This window comes from Caballeronia jiangsuensis, assembly GCF_046030135.1.
Taxonomy (GTDB): domain Bacteria; phylum Pseudomonadota; class Gammaproteobacteria; order Burkholderiales; family Burkholderiaceae; genus Caballeronia; species Caballeronia jiangsuensis.
The window spans coordinates 19,982-38,223 of the sequence record NZ_JAQQDB010000031.1; the positions used below are offsets into that span (position 1 = coordinate 19,982).

Genomic DNA, 18,242 nt, shown 5'->3' on the forward strand with positions numbered 1-18,242 from the left:
CTGGAGAACCATCATGAATGCTTCCAGCACGCCGGTCTTTTCCGCTCCGGTTTCCCCGTCGCTCGACGCACCCGTGCCCATCCCGGTGCGCGAAGTGCTGCCGTGGGCCGTCTTCATCGGCCTTCTTTTGCTGATCGCCATTTATTTCGTCGGCGCGGAGCAGGGCGCAACGTCGATTTTCTCGGGCATGTACGTCCACGAATTCGTTCACGACGGCCGGCATCTGCTCGGCTTTCCGTGCCACTGAGGACGCGTCATGATTCGCACTTTGCTGATACGCGGCATGATCGCGGGGCTGGTCGCGGGCCTGATCGGCTTCGGCTTCGCGCGTGCGTTCGGCGAGCCGTCGGTGGCGCGCGCCATCGCGTTCGAGGAACAGCACGAGCATGCGCAAGCCGCGCATGAGCACGAACATGAGCATGCCGACGCCGCGACAGGCGCCGCGCATTCGCACGATCACGGCGACGAGGAACTCGTCTCACGCGATACGCAAGCGGGCCTCGGCCTCCTGACGGGCGTTGCGGTGTTCGGCACCGCGCTGGGCGGTCTTTTCTCGCTCGTGTTCGCGTTCGCCTACGGGCGGCTCGGCGCGTTGCGCGCGCGGGGCACGTCGGCGCTGCTGGCGTTGTTCGGCTTCGTGAGCATCGCCATCGTGCCGTTCCTCAAGTATCCGCCCAATCCGCCGGCGGTCGGCAATGCCGACACCATCGGGCCGCGTACGGCGCTTTTCTTCGGCATGGTGGCGATTTCCATCGCGGCGGCCGTGTTCGCCGTGTGGCTGCGGCGGCGCATGGCGGCGCAACATGACGGCTGGAACGCGACGCTCATCGCCGCGGCCGCGTATATCGTCGTGATCGTGGTGGCGCAGGTCGCGCTGCCGCGCATCGATGAAGTGCCCGCCGATTTCTCGGCCTCGCTGCTGTGGAACTTCCGGCTGGCCGCGATCGGCATTCAGGCGCTGATCTGGACGACGCTCGGTCTCGTGTTCGGCGCACTCGCCGCGCGTGAGCTGGAACGGCCGGCCGTCAGGAGAATGGCCGCGGCTTGACCGGCTTATCCGGCTCGATCACACGGCTCACTTCGCGCGCGCCGCACGCCGCGCGAGCAACGCGTCGAACAGATCGAGCTTCGCGGCATCGTCCATCGATCTGAAGGTCTTGATCTCTTCGCGGCTTCTGAAGCAGCCGAGGCATAAGCCCGTTTCGGGATCGAGCTTGCATACGTCGGTGCATGGCGAGCCGACCGGTTCCTGCGTCTTGGCGCGCTCGATCGTGAAGGCGAGGTCGAGGGGCGTGCGGATGTCTTGCGTGGTCGTCATAGTGATTCGCCGCGAAAGAGCGCGGCGGCAGCGGCCGGATTCGACGGCCAGTAAGCGTGCATGTAGGTGGCCGTCACCGGACCGTGCCGATAGAGCGCTTCGCCCGATGTGCCCGTCGTCGCGTGTTTCGCTTCGAGGACGGCCTGCATCGGTGTGTGCAGCGTCGAGTAATGGAACGTGTGGCCCGTCATCGCGCCGTGCATCGTGTCGATGCGCTGCATCGCGAGGCGCGACAGCTTGCGTTGCATCGCGGCATCGCCGGGGAGAATGCCGAGCATCGCGTGCCGCGTGCCTTCGATGTCCGTCAGCGTGTCGAGCAGATACAGCATGCCGCCGCATTCCGCGACGACCGGCCTCTCTTTCGCGACGTGTCCGCCGATCGACGCGCGCGTGCGCGCATTCACGGCGAGCGTCGCCGCATGCAGCTCGGGATAACCGCCGGGAAGATAGAGCGCATCGGCGTCGTGCGGTGCGGGTTCGTCGGCCAGCGGCGAAAACGTGCTGATGCGCGCGCCCATCGCGACGAGCAGATCGACGTTCGCCGGATAGACGAACGAGAACGCGGCGTCACGCGCAATCGCGATATGCATCCCGTCGAGCAGACGCGGGGGCGTGGGAAGGCTCGCTTCATCGAAATAAACCGACGGCGGCAGATCCGCGAGCGTGGTTTGCGCGATTGCATCGGCGGCGCGATCGAGCCGCGCGTCGAGACCCGCGATTTCTTCCGGCTGCGTGAGGCCGAGATGACGCTCGGGCAGCGCGATATCGTCCGCGTTCGACAGATAGCCGCAATAGCGCAGCCCCTCTGGAATGGTCTCCGACAGCATCTGCGCATGACGCGGCGACGCGACGCGATTCGCGAGCACGCCGTGAAACGGCACGTCCGCGCGATAACGCGCGAGCCCGAACGCGATCGCGCCGAAGGTCTGCGCCATGCCGTGCGCGCCGATCACCGCGAGCACGGGCACGTTGAACGCGGCGGCGAGATCGGCGCTGCTGGGCGTGCCGTCGAAAAGACCCATCACGCCTTCGATGAGGATGAGATCGGCCTCGCGCGCGGCTTGTGCAAGCATTGCGCGGCACGCATCGAGCCCGACCATCGACAGATGCAGCGAATAGACGGGCGCGCCGCATGCGCGTTCGAGGATCATCGGATCGAGAAAATCCGGGCCGGTCTTGAAGACGCGCACGTTCAGGCCACGGCGCGTGTGATGACGCGCGAGCGCGGCCGTCACCGTGGTCTTGCCTTGATGCGACGCGCTTGCGCCGATGAAAAGAGCGGGGCAGTCGGGCATCGCGTTCAGAACTCGACGCCGCGTTGCGCCTTCACGCCCTGCTCGCGATAGGGGTGCTTCACGAGCCGCATCTCGGTGACGAGGTCCGCGAGTTCGATCAGCGCATCGGGCGCATGACGGCCCGTCACGACCACATGCAGCATCGCGGGGCGCGCCTTCAGCACGTCGAGCACTTCATCGAGCGGCAGATATTCGTACTTGAGCACGGTGTTCAGTTCATCGAGCACGACCATCCGATACTCGCCGCTTTCGATCATGCGCCGCGCCTCGTTCCAGCCTTTGCGCGCGGTCGCCATGTCGGCTTCGCGGTTCTGCGTGTTCCAGGTATAGCCGTCGCCCATCGTGACGAAATCGCAATGAGCGATCGCGCCGAGGAAATCGCGCTCGGACGTATGCAGCGCGCCCTTGATGAACTGCACGACGCCGAGCTTCATGCCATGACCGAGCACGCGCACGGCCATGCCGAACGCCGCCGTGGTCTTGCCCTTGCCGTTGCCGGTATTCACGATCAGAAGGCCTTTTTCGTGATCGGCGGCGGCCTGCTTTTTCTCGTGACCTTCCTTGCGGCGTTGGGTCATGCGCAGATGCGATTCGGTATCGGTTTTCACATCGACTCCAGTGTGAACGGGATTGCGGCGGGTCTTTGCATGACGAAAGACGGCCGTATCGTACATCAGGTGGCGGCTGCGTTCGCGGCTTAATTCTGCGCTAACAGACGGTGGGCATCATGCACTCACGCACTCACCGACTTCAGGAGCAGAAAAATGGACGCGCTCTATCTCTATCTGGAACTCGTGGCGCTCATCGTTCTCGTCTGGCTCTGCCGCGACAAGTTCAGGCCGGTTGTCGCGAAGCCGCTCGCCGAAACCAAAAGCCCGCGGATGGCGACGAAGCCGGTATTCATGTTCCGTTCGCACCGGTTTCATGCGCCGCTGCGATCGCGACGGTTACGCCGCAATCGATCGTCTTTGGCACGATGAGCGTGCGCGCGTTGCCCGCAAGCAGCGCGCAGGGCTCGCATACGCCATCGACGTTCAGATGCTTCGCTGCATGATGTGAAATCGCGGTGCGTGGCGCATGCGCGATTTCATCGGCGCTATAGAAGCGCAGCGGCAGACCGCGACGCTCGCAGAACGCGAGCAAGCCCGCTTCATCCCTTTTCGCATCGATACTCGCGACGATCGCGATCTCATCGAATCGATGCGCTCCCAGCGCGAGGCGCACCGCGCGTTCGATCGCATCGGCGCTCGTGCCTCGCCTGCAGCCGATACCGACCGCGAGCCGCATAGCGGCAGACGCATTCATGCGAGCAATGACGGATTCCATGTGCGATTCAAAGAAAGCGCGCCGCGCGGGCCAGCATTATGACACCGCGCGCGCCGCGTCATTTCTTGACGCTCGCGCCCGCCGGGCCTAGACTTTCACGCAGTTTTGGTGCTCGCGCGCGGATTCTCTCGCGCGCAGTTAAACGGGAAGCAGGGCGCGTTCCTTCGACCGATCGAGCGGACGTCAACCTGCGCTGCCCCCGCAACGGTAAACGATTCCCCGTCCACGCGATGTTTTCATCGCACGAACGGGAAGCCGGCTTCGAGGCCACTGCGCGTGATAACGCGCGGGAAGGCGAAGCGGCGCAATCGTCAGCCCGGATACCGGCCAGACTTTCACAGGGATCGCTGTCGCGGGGATGCGGCGCGGCCCATGATCCATCAAGCGTGCGTTTCCCATTTCATCCCGCGGCGTTGTCACGCATCGCGCGACACGAAGCGCACGCACCTGAAGCCACGGAGCTACGATGCAAACCCGCAAGATCCCCGTCACGGTCGTGACCGGCTTTCTCGGCAGCGGCAAGACCACGCTGATGCGACATATCCTGTCCAACGCGCAAGGAAAGCGCATCGCGGTGATCGTCAACGAGTTCGGCGAGCTCGGCATCGACGGGGAAATCCTGAAGGGCTGCGGCATCGGCTGCGACGACGAAGCCGGGTCCAAAGATCGTAATCTGTATGAACTCGCGAACGGTTGCCTGTGCTGCACCGTGCAGGAAGAGTTCTATCCGGTGATGGAGCAGCTCGTCGAGCGGCGTGAGAGCATTGATCACGTGCTGATCGAAACATCGGGTCTCGCGTTGCCGAAGCCGCTCGTGCAGGCGTTCAACTGGCCGTCGATCAAGAATGCGTTCACGGTCGATGCGGTCGTCACCGTGGTCGATGGCCCCGCTGCCGCGAGCGGGCAGTTCGCGGCGAATCCCGTCGCCGTCGATGCGCAGCGCAAGGCCGATCCGAATCTCGATCACGAATCGCCGCTGCACGAGTTGTTCGAGGATCAGCTCGCGTCGGCGGATCTCGTCATCGTGAACAAGACCGATCTCATGGACGATGCAGCGCTGCAAAAAGTCGAGGCGCTCGTGCGTCCCGAGATTCCGCGCGAAGTGAAGATCGTGCCCGCGCAAATGGGCAAGCTCGATGTGCATACGCTGCTCGGTCTCGAAGCGGCGTCGGAAGAGACGATTCATCTGCGCCACGATCATCACGGCTCGCCCGACGATGAAGGCCACGCGGATCATCATCACGACGAGTTCGATTCGTTCGTCGTTCACGGCAAGGTGGAATCGCGCGAGCAGGCCATCGCGGCATTGCATGCGCTCGTCGAGCATCACACGATCTATCGCGTGAAAGGTTTCGCCGCGCTGCCGGGCGCTGCGATGCGGCTCGTCGTGCAGGGCGTCGGGCGTCGTTTCGACAGCTATTTCGATCGCCGCTGGCAAGCCGGCGAAGCGACGACGCAAAGCCGTTTCGTGCTGATCGGCGAAGACCTCGATCGCGACACGCTGCAACGCGCATTCGACGCGGCGCTCGCAAGCGCTGCGGTGCAGGCATAAACAGCCATGCATCTGCTCCGCACGACACCGGGAGGCTTCGTCGACGATGCGCAAGGCGTCATGCGCATCGATCAGACACGCGCGCCGATCGTGGTGCTCAGTTCCGCCGACACGACGCTCGCGTTGCTCGCGAGCGTGTTTCCGCGTCTGGAAGCGGGCTTTCCCGAAGTGCGGCTCGCGAATCAATCGTTTCTGCGCCAGCCCGCGTCGGTCGATTTCTATATCGACGATGTGTTGCGTCACGCGAAGGTCGTGATCGTCGATCACCTTGGCGGCGAATCGTACTGGCCTTACGGCATCGAGCGGCTCGTCGCGCTCGCGAAACAAGAGCAACAGATGCTCGCGATGTTTTCGGGCGATCTCACGGAGGATCCGAATCTCATCGGCAAAAGCACGGCGGATGCCCGGTTCTGCCGCGAGCTGTCGCGCTATCTGCGTGAAGGCGGCGCGCGCAATGCGGAAGAATTCCTGCGCACGATCGCGCATCACGCGTTCGGCTTCGGACGCGAACCGCAGCCGCCGAGCCCGCTGCCTGCCGTGGCGATCTATCATCCCGAGCGCGATATCGCGACGATCGAAGACTGGCAGGCGCGCTGGACCGAAGGCGCGCCCGTTGCCGCTATTCTTTTTTATCGCGCGCATTTGCAGTCGGGTAACACCGCCGTGTTCGATGCGCTCATCGAAGCGCTCGAAAAAGAAGGCATGAACCCGTTGCCGATCGCGATCTCATCGCTGAAAGAGAGCGTGAGCCGCGAAGTCGTGGACCGTTTGTGCGCGGAGCATCGCGCATCGCTCGTATTGAATACGACGGCTTTCGCGGCGAGCGTGATAGGCGAAGACGAAGTATTCGAAGTCGCGGGCGATGCGCCCGTGCTGCAAGTCATTCTGAGCGGCGGCAATCGCGACGACTGGCAAAAGGACAATCACGGGCTGAACTCGCGCGATGTCGCGATGCATGTCGCGCTGCCCGAAGTCGATGGCCGCATCATCACGCGCGCGATCAGCTTCAAGGGCCTCGCGTATTACTGCAAGCACACGCAAGTGGACGTGGTGCGCTATCAGGCCGACGTTGAGCGCGTGCGCTTCGTCGCGGAACTGAGCCGCCGCTGGTGCAGGCTGCGTCATACGCCGAATGCGCAGAAGCGCATCGCGCTCGTGCTCGCGAACTATCCGGCGAACGAAGGGCGCATCGGCAACGGCGTGGGACTCGACACGCCCGCATCGGCCATCGGCATTCTGTCGATGCTCGCGCGCGAAGGCTATCGCGTGGGCGACATTCCCGCGAACGGCGATGCGCTCATCGCCGCGCTGACCGAAGGCGTGACCAACGATCCCATCGTGCGCGACTTGCGTCCCGCGCTGCAGAGTCTCGCGCTCGACGACTATCTCGACGCATACCGCATGCTGCCCGCCGATGCGCGCGCCGCGCTGGAAAAGACCTGGGGCGCGCCCGAAGACGATCCCACCATAAGACGCGGCCGCTTCATGATCGCGGGCTATCGTTGCGGCGAAGTCTTCATCGGCATACAGCCTTCGCGCTCGCGCGAACGCCACGATTACGCGAGCTATCACGATGCCGAACTCGTTCCGCCGCATTCGTATCTCGCGTTCTATGTCTGGCTGCGTCTGCGCTTTCAGATGGATGCGATCGTGCATGTCGGCAAGCACGGCAATCTCGAATGGCTGCCGGGCAAGAGCGTCGCGTTGTCATCGTCGTGCTGGCCCGATGCGATTCTCGGTCCGATGCCGCATCTCTATCCGTTCATCGTCAACGATCCGGGCGAAGGCAGCCAGGCGAAGCGTCGCGCGCAGGCGGTCATCATCGATCATCTGATGCCGCCGCTCACGCGCGCCGAGAACTACGGGCCGTTGCAGGATCTTGAGCGTCAGGTCGACGAATACTACGAAGCGCTGATGGTCGATGCGCGGCGCGCGAAGCTGTTGCGCCGGTCGATCCTCGCGAACATCGTCGAGAACAGGCTGCACGAAGAGCTCGGTCTCGATGCGCCGCGTGATGCCGTAGGCGAAGATGCCTTGCTCACGCGCGCCGACGCGTATCTCTGCGAGCTGAAGGAAGCGCAGATTCGCGATGGCCTGCATGTGTTCGGCGTTTCGCCGCAAGGCATGCAGCGCCGCGATACGCTGCTCGCGCTCGGCCGTTTTCCGATCGGCGACGGGCAGGGCGCGAACGCAGGCCTCATCACGGCGATCGCGCGCGATCTGCAACTGCCCGCCGAGTTCGATCCGCTCGATGCCGACTGGGCTGCGCCGTGGAACGGGCCGTGTCCACGTGCGCTCGTCGAAGTCAGCGATGCGCCGTGGCGTCATCAGGGCGATACGCGCGAGCGCCTCGAAACGCTAGCGATGCAGCTTTTGTCGGACGACGATACCGCAGCGCCCGGTCCGCATGCATCGCTCGTGCTCGAACGTCTGCGCGGCGATGTGCTCGCCCGTCTGGATGCATGCGGCCCGCAAGAGCTTTTGCAATTGAAGCGCGGCCTCGAAGGGCGTTTCGTGCCGCCGGGTCCGAGCGGTTCGCCGTCGCGCGGCAGGCCCGACGTGCTGCCCACGGGCCGCAATTTCTATTCCGTCGATACACGCGCATTGCCGACGCAGGCGGCCTGGTCGCTCGGACTCAAGTCGGCGAACGCACTGGTCGAACGTCATGTGCAGGACCACGGCGATTTTCCGCGTGCCATCGGCTTGTCCGTGTGGGGCACGGCGACGATGCGCACCGGTGGCGACGACATCGCTCAGGCGTTCGCGCTCATCGGCGTGCGGCCGAAGTGGGCGGCGGGCAGTCATCGCGTGACCGACTTCGAGATCCTGCCGATATCGATCTTCAACCGGCCGCGTATCGACGTGACGCTGCGCGTGTCGGGCTTTTTCCGCGATGCCTTCGCGAACCTCATCCATCTCTTCGATGCGGCCGTGCAGGCCGTCGCCGAACTCGACGACGAACCCGCCGATATCAACCCGATCCGCGCACGCATTCTGCGCGAACGCGACGAACTGATCGCGCGCGGCATCGAAGCGAAGGAGGCGCGGCAGCGCGCGGGCTGGCGCGTGTTCAGCACGAAGCCGGGCGCATACGGCGCGGGCTTGCAGGAGCTGATCGACGCAAGACAATGGCAGTCCGATGCCGATCTTTCCGCTGCCTATCAAAGCACGGGCGGTTACGCATACTCGCAAGCGGGCGATGGCGTCGAAGCGCGCGCGAGCTTCGGCACGCGGCTTTCGACGCTCGATGTCGTGCTGCAGAATCAGGACAATCGCGAACACGATCTGCTTGATTCGAACGACTATCACCAGTTTCAGGGCGGCATGATTGCGGCCGTGCGTTATCTGTCGGGCGTGCAGCCGCAGGCGTATAACGCCGATCACAGCAATCCCGCCGCGCCGCGCGTGCGCACCTTGAACGAAGAGATCGCGCGCGTGGTGCGTTCACGCGTCGTCAATCCGAAGTGGATCGACGGCGTGAAGCGGCATGGCTACAAGGGCGCGTCCGAACTCGCCGCCACCGTCGATTATCTTTTCGGCTATGACGCCACGGCGCGTGTCGTGTCGGATCATCAATACGCGCTCGTCACCGATGCATACGTGAACGACGCCGACACGCGCGAGTTCATCACGCAACACAATCCGCACGCGCTGCAATCGATCTGCGAGCGCTTGCTCGAAGCGATGCAACGCGGTCTGTGGCAAGAACCCGCGGGCTATCGCGAGCAGGTCGAACGGCATCTGCTCGATGTCGAACAGTGCATCGAGGGCCGACAACATTGAACCAGAACACTTTCCCCTTTACCGCGCTCGTTGCGCAAGCGCCCTTGCAGCAAGCGCTTTTGCTCGCGGCAGTCGATCCATCGATCGGCGGCGTGCTCGTCAGCGGGCCGCGCGGCACGGCGAAATCCACGGCGGCGCGCGCGCTCGCGGAGCTGCTGCCCGAGGGAAAGCTCGTGACCTTGCCGCTCGGCGCGAGCGAGGAGCAGCTGATCGGCACGCTCGATATTCAAAGCGCATTGCGCGATGGCGGCGTGAAGTTTTCGCCCGGCCTGCTCGCGAAGGCGCATCTCGGCGTGCTGTATGTCGATGAAGTGAATCTTCTGCCGAATCCGCTCGTCGATCAGTTGCTCGATGTCGCGGCGAGCGGCGTGAACATCATCGAGCGCGATGGCATTTCGCATCGGCATGACGCGCGCTTCGTGCTGATCGGCACGATGAATCCGGAAGAGGGCGAGCTGCGTCCCCAATTGCTCGATCGTTTCGGTCTTGCCGTGGAGATGAGCAATTGCTTCGATGCAGGCGTGCGGCAGCGCATCGTGAAGTCCCGGCTCGCATTCGATACGGATCCCGAAGAATTTCGCGTGCGGCACGAAGGCGAACAGACGTCGCTGGGCCAGTGCATTCATGCGGCGCGCGCGGCGCTTTCGTCATTCGATTTCGACGATGCGGTTCATGCGCGCGTGAGCGAGCTTTGCATCGAGGCACATGTGGACGGCTTGCGCGCCGATATCGTGATGCTGCGCGCGGCGCGGGCGCTTGCTGCACTGGACGGTGCGTCGAACGTGACGGTGATGCATGTCGAGCGTGTCGCCGATGCGGTGCTGAAGCATCGACGGCGAGAGACCGAATCGCCTTCGCGTGAACCCGCCGCGCGTGAATCCACGCCGCACGATGCAGGCTCGGGCGAATCGGACTGGGGCGCGATGCCGCCGGAGCCGACGGGCATCGCGAAGGTCAAGCAAGTGAGGCCGCTCGCCGCAAAAAAAGCCTGAACCATCGAAGGCGCGACGCGGATGCCTTCGACGTGAGGCATCGCCTTCGATGGAACGAATCGCGCACGAAAGGCCGCTACGTTGCGCGCGAGGGTGAAGAGAGCGCGTCGATCGACTGGATATCGACGCTGCGCGCGAAGCGCTCGAGGCGTCTCGATGCCCGGCATCTTCGCTATCGGCGCACGCAGGGCGAGGGCGCGGTGCTGCATTGCTTTCTGCTCGATTGCTCCGGTTCGATGCTCGCGGGCGAGCGGCTTGCGCGCGCGAAGGGGATGCTCGTTGCGTTGTTCGATCGGGCCTATCGCGAACGTGCGAAGACCGCGCTCGTGTGTTTCGGCGGCGGACGCGCTGAAGTGCGCCGTCAGCCGGGCGCGGCGCATTGGTTCAACGAGCGCTGGATCGCGCCGATCGGCGGCGGTGGCGGCACGCCGCTCGCGCTCGGGTTATCGAGCGCCGCCACGGTGCTCGAACGCGCGGCCAGGCACAGGCCAGCGCAACGGCGCTGGTTGTGGGTGCTGACCGACGGGCGCACGAACGAGAACCCGCAAGCGCCCGCGTCGGCCGATGAGATCGTCGTCGTGGACTTCGAAGAGGGTTCGATTCGAGCCGGACGCGGCAAGGCGCTCGCCCTCGATTGGGGCGCGCGATACATCACCGCCGATGCGCTGAGCGAAGGCGGCGATCACTCATACCATCGCGGCGTATAAACCCAGTCTCCCACCACACGCGTCGTCGATGATCCGACGATCACCATCGTCCGCATATCGACGTGTTCGCTTTTCAGTTCGCCCAGCGTGACGATGCGCAACGCTTCAGCCGGTCGCCCGATATCTCTTCCCAGCACGACGGGCGTGTGCGGATCGCGATAGCGCTTCACGATGTCGATTGCGCGGTCGAATTGCCAAGGCCGCGCTTTCGACAGCGGGTTATAGAACGCCATAACAAGGTCAGCTTCGCCCGCGTGTGCGATGCGTTTCTCGATCACGTCCCACGGCTTCAGGTTATCCGATAGCGACAGCACGCAGAAATCGTGGCCGAGCGGCGCGCCGGCACGCGCGGCCGTCGCGAGCGATGCCGATACGCCCGGCACGATCGCGAGCTTCACAGCGCTCCATTCGGGATGCGCCGCGCGCCCTTCGTCGAGCGCTTCGAGCACGGCGGCGGCCATCGCGAACACGCCCGGATCGCCGGACGACACCACGACCACGCGCCGTCCCTCGGTCGCCAGTTCGAAGGCGTGGCGCGCGCGCTGCAGTTCCTCGCGGTTGTCGGTCATGTGCACGCGCTGATCGTCGCGAAACGGCCCGGCCATGCGCACATAGGTTTCGTAGCCGAGCACGTCTTGCGCGGCGACGAGCACGGCTCGCGCGGCCGGCGTCATCAGTTCCGCGCTGCCGGGGCCGAGCCCGATCACGGTCAGCGCGCCGCGCGCACGGCCGATCGATTGCGCATCCACGGGCGTATCGCTTACGTGCAATGCGATGCCTTGCGTATCGGCGTCGAACGGCGCGGCATCGCAAAAGCGCAGCGGTACGTTCAGCGCACGCGCGGCGTCTTCGAGCGAACGCGATGTCATGTAGCGCGCAGGCGCTGCCAACGCCGCGAGCGCAAGCGGCGATAGTCCCTGAGCGCGCATCGCGGCACGTATGCGTTCGGCGACATCATCGTCATCGGAAGATAGATGTTCGATCCACGCGAGCACGCAGCGCGGATGAATCACGAGACTGTCTTCGTCGTGCGCGGCGAGCGGCGTGATGCGCACGGCAAGACGTGCATCGCCTGAGCGGGGCAGGTCGGCATCGTCGAGCCAGGGCGCGTGGCCCTCGATGCGCGTGGTTTCGCCCGCGAGCAAATCCGACACGAAGCGCTTGCCCTGCTCGATATCCGCGAGCGCATAACCTTCGGGCGGCGCGAGCAGACATTGACCGAAGCGCAGCTCGCCGCTCGTCGTGATCGCGGGCATGATGCCGAGCGAAACGCCGATCTCGCGCGCCAGCACGTTCACGCCGCTCATCCCGCCGAGCAGCGGCACGACCGCGCTGCCATCCTGCGCAATGGCGAGCACGGGCGGTTCCGCGATCTTGTCGGCAAGCGATGACGCGAGCGCGCGAATCACGATGCCCGCGGAGCACAGCGCGACGATCGGCGTGCCCGACGCATACAACGCGCGTACATGCGCGCCGAAATCGTCATACGCGATATCCGCATTCACGCGGCTGGCGAGGCCATGAACGCGCGCTTGCTCGAAACTCGTCTGAATGCGCCGCGCCGTATCGAGCGCGCCCGCACCGAGAATCACGATCGCCATCGGCATGGAAGCACTCACGCGCGCCATTTTTTCCCCGGCACGACGAGCAGCGAGAAATACGGCGACGCCATCGGATCGACTTCATCGAGCGGCACGATGCGCTGATTCGCCATCGTCGCGCGCTCGACATAGAGCGCACGTTCATCGAGCCCGAGCTCGCCGAGCACGCGCCGCACTTTCTCGAAGTTGCGGCCGAGCTTCATGATGACAGCCGCATCCGCCGCTTCGAGACGGCGCTTCAGATCGTCTTCGGGCAATACGCCCGACAGTACCGACAGACTCTGATTGCGATACACGAGCGGCACGCCCAGCACCGCGACGCCGCCGAGCATCGAGCACACGCCCGGCACGACATGCGCATCGAAGCGCGCAGCGAGACGGTCGTGCAGATACATGTACGAGCCGTAAAAGAACGGATCGCCTTCGCAGATCACCGCGACGTCGCGTCCGGCTTCGAGATGACCGGAGATCGTGAGCGCGGCTTCGTCGTAGAACGCGCTGATGATCGTCTCGTAGCAGAGCGGCGGTTCGAGCGCCTCGGTCGTCACGGGATAGACGAGCGGCAGCCGCGTCTGCGTGTCGTCGAGATGCGATTCGATGATGCCGAACGCATTGCCCTTCTTGCCCTTCGCGACGAAATAAGCAACCACCGGCGCGGCCTTGAGCAAGCGCAGCGCCTTCAGCGTGATGAGCTCCGGATCGCCCGGGCCGACGCCCAGTCCATAGAGACGGCCGCGCATCATTCGGTCTCCGAAGCAAGTGCGTTCACTGCCGCCGCCGCCATCGCGCTGCCGCCGCGCCGGCCGAGCAGGGCGACGAAGGGCACGCCGCGGCTATCGGCGGCGAGCATCGCCTTGGATTCCGCCGCACCGATGAAGCCGACCGGAAAGCCGAGGATGAGCGCGGGTTTCGGTGCGCCCGCATCGAGCATGTCGAGCAGATGAAAGAGCGCGGTCGGCGCATTGCCGATCGTAACGATCGCGCCTTCGAGATGGGGCCGCCACAGTTCGAGCGCGGCGGCCGAGCGCGTGTTGTTCATCGCGCGGGCGCGTTCGGGAATCGACGGATCGTTCAATGTGCAGACGACACGGTTATCGGCGGGCAGCCGCGCGCGCGTGATGCCTTCCGCGACCATGCGCGCATCGCACAGGATCGGCGCGCCTGCCGCGAGCGCGTGCCGGCCGGCGATGCCCGCGCCGGAAGAAAAGCGCAGATCGCTCACGATATCGACCATGCCGCACGCATGGATCAGGCGCACCGCGAGCTTTTCCAGATCGGCGGGAAGGGCGGCGAGGTCGGCTTCGGCGCGGATCGTCGCAAAGGACTGGCGATAAATCTCCGCGCCGTCGCGGATGTAGTCAAGCATCGGCATGGCTCCGGGCGAGCCGTTCGGCCGCCTCTTCGATGGTCAGGTTGCTCGCGACGATTCGTTCGCCGCGATGCAGGTCATATCGTCCCGGCGCGACTGCATAGAGCGTCACCGGGACCGGATGCGCCGCCGCGCACGAGCGCTCGCAGCCGCTCAAGTGCACCTCGCTTTCATCATGCGAGGGCAGAAGCGAAGCGAGGCGATGCGCGTCGGCTTTGGTATCGGCGTGGCTTTTCGCGCAGCCTTCGGACCCTGCGCACGCGATGAGGCGCGCGAGCGGATCGCGCGGGTCGGTCGCGAGGCCTTGCGCGTGTAGGCGTCGCAACACGTCTTGCGCGTCATGCGCGGCGATGCCCGGTATCAGCACGCTTTGCCACGGCGTCATCGCGAGAAGGCCTTCGGCGTGCGTGTCGGCGATATCGGCGAGGGCTTCGAGCATGGCCGCGTCGAGACGACCGAGGGGCGTTTGCGCGCCCGCGTACCACGTCGCGCGATATGGTTCCACGTGGGCGCCGAGGCGCAGCGATGCATCGGCGGGTGCGCGTCGCCAGTGCTCGATGGCTGCATCGAAATCGAATGCTTCGAGAAAGCGCGCGATGCCGACACGTGCGAGCAGATCGCGCATACGATGTTCGTCAGGCGTGGCCAGCGCGAGAAACCTGCGCAGCACGCCGGACACGAATGTCACCATGTCGCTGCGATGAATCGCGCCGAGCGGACACTGGCGTATCGTTCCCGCGAGGCCGAATGCGAAGCGCGCGCCATCGTCCATTGCAGAGAGCCACAGGTCGTGCGGATGATCGAGCATCGCGAGGCGCTCGCCGCCATCGAGTTGCAGCGCGAATTTGGGCGACAGCGCATGCAGCGACGCGTCGGCCTGCATCGCGTCGATGATTTGTGCGGCAAGCGCGCGCGTGTCGTCGCTTGCGAGCGGACTGAGCATCACGTTGCGGATGTCGTCGCCGCCCGACGTCGACGGACCGAGGCCCGCATCGAGCGCGATATCGATCAGCGCGGCATGGGCATCGTCGCGGATGCCGCGCAACTGGAGATTCGCGCGATTGGTCACCTCGATCACGCCCGAGCCGCAGTCACGCGCCGCCCGCGCGACGGCCCGCGCCGCGTGCGCGCTCAACACGCCGCCCGCAAGCCGCAGGCGCGCGAGCCCGCCATCGCGCGCGGGCACGATGCGCATCAGGCCCGGACACGCGGATGCGCGCGGCGCGGCGTTGAGCGATGAGCGGTTCAATGAAGTCAAAAGCGTGACCCGTTGGGCTTCGCGCGTAATGAGCGAACCGGTACACCCCGCCCGGTCGGCGTCGCGCGAATGCGATGAGTCGGCAGGTCTCTTGGCTGGCAGGTCTTCATTCGCGCCGGCCTTCCCGGTAAAAACCAGTGGCAGTGGAGCGCGGACTCGCTGCGTACAATTGCGGGGGCAGCCACAGTTTTCTGTGTTCCCTCTTAGGCCCTGGGTCTCTTCGACCCCGGGCACCGACGGACCTGTATTATGCCCGCTTTTATCGACCATCCAGGCGCTTCGGGGCTGCAGCCGCAAGCGCATTACGAATCATGTGAAGGAGGCGGCGCATGTCGAACTGGCTGACCGTAGTGGGGATCGGTGAAGACGGCTGGCACGGGCTGTCCCGCGTTGCACGCCGCGCGCTGCTCGACGCCCAGTCGATTCACGGCGGCGAGCGCCATCTCGCGTTCCTGCCGGCGCGCATCGCCGCGAGCCGCGTGCCGTGGCCGAAACCCTTTTCGCTCGACGCCGTGCTCGCCGGACGCGGCGACGGCAAGACCCGCATATGCGTGCTCGCGAGCGGCGATCCGATGTGCTTCGGCGTCGGCGCGACGCTCGCGCGTGAAGTCGCCAACGGCGAGATGCGCGTCATTCCCGCGCCGTCGTCGCTGTCGCTCGCGGCGGCGCGCTTGCGCTGGGCGCTGCAGGATGCCGTGTGCGTGTCGCTCGTCGGGCGGCCCGTCGCGTCGTTGCTCGCGAGCCTGCATCGCGGCGTGCGCCTGCTCGTCTTGAGCGCGGACGGCGCGACGCCCGCCGCCGTCGCCGCGGTCCTGACCGCGCATGGTTTCGGCGCGAGCCGCATGACCGTGTTCGAGCATCTCGGCGGCAACAATGAGCGACGTATCGACGAGCGCGCCGACGACTGGCGCGAGCCGCTCGTCGCCGCGCTCAATCTCGTCGCCATCGAATGCCGCACGCATGCCGGGCACGCCGGGCCGCCGCTCACGCCCGGTTTGCCCGACGACGCCTATCGTCACGACGGCCAGCTCACCAAGCGCGACGTGCGCGCCGTGACGCTCGCTCGGCTCGCGCCGCAGCCGGGCGAACTCTTGTGGGACGTCGGCGCGGGCTGCGGCTCGATCGGTATCGAATGGATGCGCGCGCACGGCGCGTGCCGAGCGATCGCGATCGAAGCGAACGAAAGCCGGCAGCGCCTCATCGAGCACAACCGCGACGCGCTCGGCGTGCCCGCGCTGCAACTCGTGAAAGGCGAGGCGCCCGCCGCGCTCGACGGCCTGAGCGCGCCCGATGCCGTCTTCATCGGCGGAGGATTGACCGTGCCGGGCGTGCTCGATGCGTGCTGGGCGCGTCTGCGTCAGGGCGGGCGGCTCGTCGCCAATGCGGTGACGCTGCAAAGCGAGGCCGCGCTCGTCGAATGGCGCGCGCGGCACGGCGGCGAACTGACGCGCATCGGTGTCGCGCAGGCGGAGCCGCTCGGCAACTTCGATACCTGGCGTCAGGCGCTGCCGATCACGCTGTTGCACGCCAGCAAACCGTGATGCGTCATGCGTAAAGAAGCGCCGGGAAACACGAAGCGCGTGCTGCTGCTCGGCGGCACCGGCGACGCGCTCGCGATCGCACGCGCGCTGCCGCCCGCGCATGTCTACAGTCTCGCGGGCCTCGGGCGCGTGCCGGGCGATCTGGCGTGCACGGTGCGCGTCGGCGGCTTCGGCGGCATCGACGGGCTCGTCCGCTATCTGCGCGCGGAGAACATCGCGCTCGTCGTCGATGCGACGCATCCGTATGCCGCGCAAATGAGCCGGCACGCGCACGACGCCTGTACGCTCGCGGACGTGCCGCTCTGGGCGGTGCGCCGTCCCGCGTGGCAGCCGCAGCCGGGTGACGACTGGCGCGATGCGGCGGGCTGGCGCGAAATCGTCGATCGGATCGCGCCGTTTCATCGGCCGCTTTTCACGCTCGGGCGCGAGGCGCTTGGGCATCTGCATGAAATTCCCGCGTCGCAATACTGGACGGTCCGCTGTCTCGAAGCGCATGCGGGCAACGAACGCGCGAAGGTCATCGATGCCCGCGGGCCGTTTCATCTCGAAGGCGAGCGCGCGTTGTTCGGTGCGGCGGGCATCGACGTTATCGTCAGCAAGAACAGCGGCGGGCGCGCGACCGAAGCGAAGCTCGCGGTGGCGCGCGAGCGCGGCCTGCCGGTCGTGATGCTCACGCGGCCGTCGCTGCCGGACGCGGACACGATGTTCGATGATGCCGCGAGCGCCCGCGATGCGCTATTGAACTGGCTCGACCGAATCCACCTATCCGAAACATGACGATCTATTTCATCGGCGCCGGACCGGGCGATCCCGAACTCATCACCGTCAAGGGACAGCGGCTCATCCGCGCGTGTCCCGTGATTCTGTATGCCGGCTCGCTCGTGCCGAAGGCCGTGCTCGACGGGCATCGCGCGACGAAGTGCATCGACACGGCCGAGCTCGATCTCGACGCCATCGTCGCGCTTTTGCAGGACGCGCACGCGAACGGGCAGGACGTGGCGCGCGTGCATTCGGGCGATCCGTCGCTCTACGGCGCGATCGGCGAGCAGATCCGCAGGCTCGAAGCGCTCGCGATTCCCTATGAAGTCGTGCCGGGCGTGACGGCGACGGCGGCAACGGCGGCGGCGCTGAAACGGGAACTGACATTGCCGGGCATCTCGCAGACGGTCATCCTCACGCGCTACGCGACGAAAACATCGATGCCGGAAGGAGAAAGCCTCGCCGATCTCGCACGTCATCGCGCGACGCTCGCGATTCATCTCGGCGTGCGGCATATCGAGCGCATCGTCGCGGATCTGGTGCCGCACTACGGCGCGGATTGTCCGGTGGCGGTCGTGTTTCGCGCGAGCTGGCCGGACGAGACGCGTATCGAGGGAACGCTCGCGGAGATTGCATCGAAAGTGCGCGCGGCGGGCATGGAGCGCACGGCGATGATCATCGTCGGCCGCGTGCTGACCGCCGATGGCTTCGCGGATTCGACGCTCTACGCGAAGGACTGAT

General features: G+C 65.7%; 17 protein-coding genes and 2 riboswitches. Of the genes, 9 read left to right on the forward strand and 8 right to left on the reverse strand.

What is annotated here, in order from left to right; genetic code table 11:
- Window positions 1–13: 13 nt before the first annotated feature.
- Both PQR08_RS27325 and PQR08_RS27330 read left to right on the forward strand, forming a co-directional pair.
- Complete coding sequence (locus tag PQR08_RS27325; RefSeq protein WP_187606159.1) at window positions 14–247, forward strand: CbtB domain-containing protein; 234 nt, start codon at window positions 14–16, stop codon at window positions 245–247.
- Between the two features lie 9 nt (window positions 248–256).
- Window positions 257–1,048, forward strand: coding sequence for a CbtA family protein (locus PQR08_RS27330; RefSeq protein WP_250484848.1), 792 nt, complete (start codon window positions 257–259; stop codon window positions 1,046–1,048).
- Window positions 1,049–1,075: 27 nt separating this feature from the next.
- On the opposite strand, the gene PQR08_RS27335 is transcribed toward PQR08_RS27330, so the two are convergent.
- The 4 genes from PQR08_RS27335 to PQR08_RS27350 form a co-directional block, all read right to left on the reverse strand.
- Entirely contained in the window at window positions 1,076–1,318 is a 243-nt protein-coding gene (locus PQR08_RS27335) for a DUF1289 domain-containing protein (RefSeq protein ID WP_250484847.1), read from the reverse strand.
- Window positions 1,315–2,613: a cobyrinic acid a,c-diamide synthase CobB gene (locus PQR08_RS27340; protein ID WP_250484846.1), complete on the reverse strand. Its 1,299-nt coding sequence runs from the start codon at window positions 2,611–2,613 to the stop codon at window positions 1,315–1,317. The genes PQR08_RS27335 and PQR08_RS27340 overlap by 4 nt, the downstream gene beginning before the upstream one ends.
- Window positions 2,614–2,618: 5 nt before the next feature.
- Complete coding sequence (gene cobO, locus PQR08_RS27345; protein ID WP_187606162.1) at window positions 2,619–3,221, reverse strand: cob(I)yrinic acid a,c-diamide adenosyltransferase; 603 nt, start codon at window positions 3,219–3,221, stop codon at window positions 2,619–2,621.
- Between the two features lie 292 nt (window positions 3,222–3,513).
- On the reverse strand, window positions 3,514–3,939 hold the full coding sequence (locus PQR08_RS27350) for a cobalamin biosynthesis protein (RefSeq protein WP_250484845.1): 426 nt from the start codon (window positions 3,937–3,939) through the stop codon (window positions 3,514–3,516).
- Window positions 3,940–4,028: 89 nt separating this feature from the next.
- A riboswitch (cobalamin riboswitch) is annotated at window positions 4,029–4,285 on the forward strand.
- A gap of 120 nt (window positions 4,286–4,405) precedes the next feature.
- Between PQR08_RS27350 and cobW the strand changes: the two genes are divergently transcribed.
- The 4 genes from cobW (at window position 4,406) to PQR08_RS27370 (ending at window position 10,973) form a co-directional block, all read left to right on the forward strand.
- A complete protein-coding gene (gene cobW, locus PQR08_RS27355; protein ID WP_250484844.1) occupies window positions 4,406–5,491 on the forward strand; it encodes a cobalamin biosynthesis protein CobW in 1,086 nt (361 codons plus the stop codon).
- Between the two features lie 6 nt (window positions 5,492–5,497).
- Window positions 5,498–9,274, forward strand: coding sequence for a cobaltochelatase subunit CobN (gene cobN, locus PQR08_RS27360; RefSeq protein WP_250484843.1), 3,777 nt, complete (start codon window positions 5,498–5,500; stop codon window positions 9,272–9,274).
- Complete coding sequence (locus PQR08_RS27365) at window positions 9,271–10,266, forward strand: magnesium chelatase ATPase subunit I (RefSeq protein WP_250484842.1); 996 nt, start codon at window positions 9,271–9,273, stop codon at window positions 10,264–10,266. The genes cobN and PQR08_RS27365 overlap by 4 nt, the downstream gene beginning before the upstream one ends.
- A 119-nt stretch (window positions 10,267–10,385) precedes the next feature.
- Window positions 10,386–10,973, forward strand: a complete 588-nt coding sequence (locus PQR08_RS27370; RefSeq protein ID WP_250484857.1) for a vWA domain-containing protein — start codon at window positions 10,386–10,388, stop codon at window positions 10,971–10,973.
- On the opposite strand, the gene cobJ is transcribed toward PQR08_RS27370, so the two are convergent.
- The 4 genes from cobJ to cobG are packed head-to-tail and all read right to left on the reverse strand — an operon-like array spanning window position 10,949 to window position 15,201.
- Entirely contained in the window at window positions 10,949–12,601 is a 1,653-nt protein-coding gene (gene cobJ, locus PQR08_RS27375; protein ID WP_250484841.1) for a precorrin-3B C(17)-methyltransferase, read from the reverse strand. The genes PQR08_RS27370 and cobJ overlap by 25 nt on opposite strands.
- The gene (locus PQR08_RS27380; protein ID WP_238295252.1) at window positions 12,589–13,317 is read right to left on the reverse strand and encodes a precorrin-2 C(20)-methyltransferase; all 729 of its coding nucleotides are present in this window, start codon (window positions 13,315–13,317) and stop codon (window positions 12,589–12,591) included. The genes cobJ and PQR08_RS27380 overlap by 13 nt, the downstream gene beginning before the upstream one ends.
- Complete coding sequence (locus tag PQR08_RS27385; RefSeq protein WP_250484840.1) at window positions 13,314–13,940, reverse strand: precorrin-8X methylmutase; 627 nt, start codon at window positions 13,938–13,940, stop codon at window positions 13,314–13,316. The genes PQR08_RS27380 and PQR08_RS27385 overlap by 4 nt, the downstream gene beginning before the upstream one ends.
- Window positions 13,933–15,201, reverse strand: a complete 1,269-nt coding sequence (gene cobG / locus PQR08_RS27390; RefSeq protein WP_250484839.1) for a precorrin-3B synthase — start codon at window positions 15,199–15,201, stop codon at window positions 13,933–13,935. Before cobG ends, PQR08_RS27385 begins: the two co-directional genes overlap by 8 nt.
- Before the next feature lie 64 nt (window positions 15,202–15,265).
- A riboswitch (cobalamin riboswitch) is annotated at window positions 15,266–15,454 on the reverse strand.
- Between the two features lie 76 nt (window positions 15,455–15,530).
- Between cobG and cbiE the strand changes: the two genes are divergently transcribed.
- From cbiE to cobM, 3 genes are read left to right on the forward strand one after another with little or no spacing between them, the layout of a single operon-like run.
- Window positions 15,531–16,742 (forward strand): precorrin-6y C5,15-methyltransferase (decarboxylating) subunit CbiE, encoded by a 1,212-nt coding sequence (cbiE, locus tag PQR08_RS27395; RefSeq protein ID WP_250484838.1) that lies wholly within the window; start codon window positions 15,531–15,533, stop codon window positions 16,740–16,742.
- A gap of 6 nt (window positions 16,743–16,748) precedes the next feature.
- Complete coding sequence (locus PQR08_RS27400; protein WP_250484837.1) at window positions 16,749–17,519, forward strand: cobalt-precorrin-6A reductase; 771 nt, start codon at window positions 16,749–16,751, stop codon at window positions 17,517–17,519.
- On the forward strand, window positions 17,516–18,241 hold the full coding sequence (gene cobM / locus PQR08_RS27405) for a precorrin-4 C(11)-methyltransferase (protein ID WP_250484836.1): 726 nt from the start codon (window positions 17,516–17,518) through the stop codon (window positions 18,239–18,241). Before PQR08_RS27400 ends, cobM begins: the two co-directional genes overlap by 4 nt.
- The last annotated feature ends 1 nt before the right edge of the window (window position 18,242 follow it).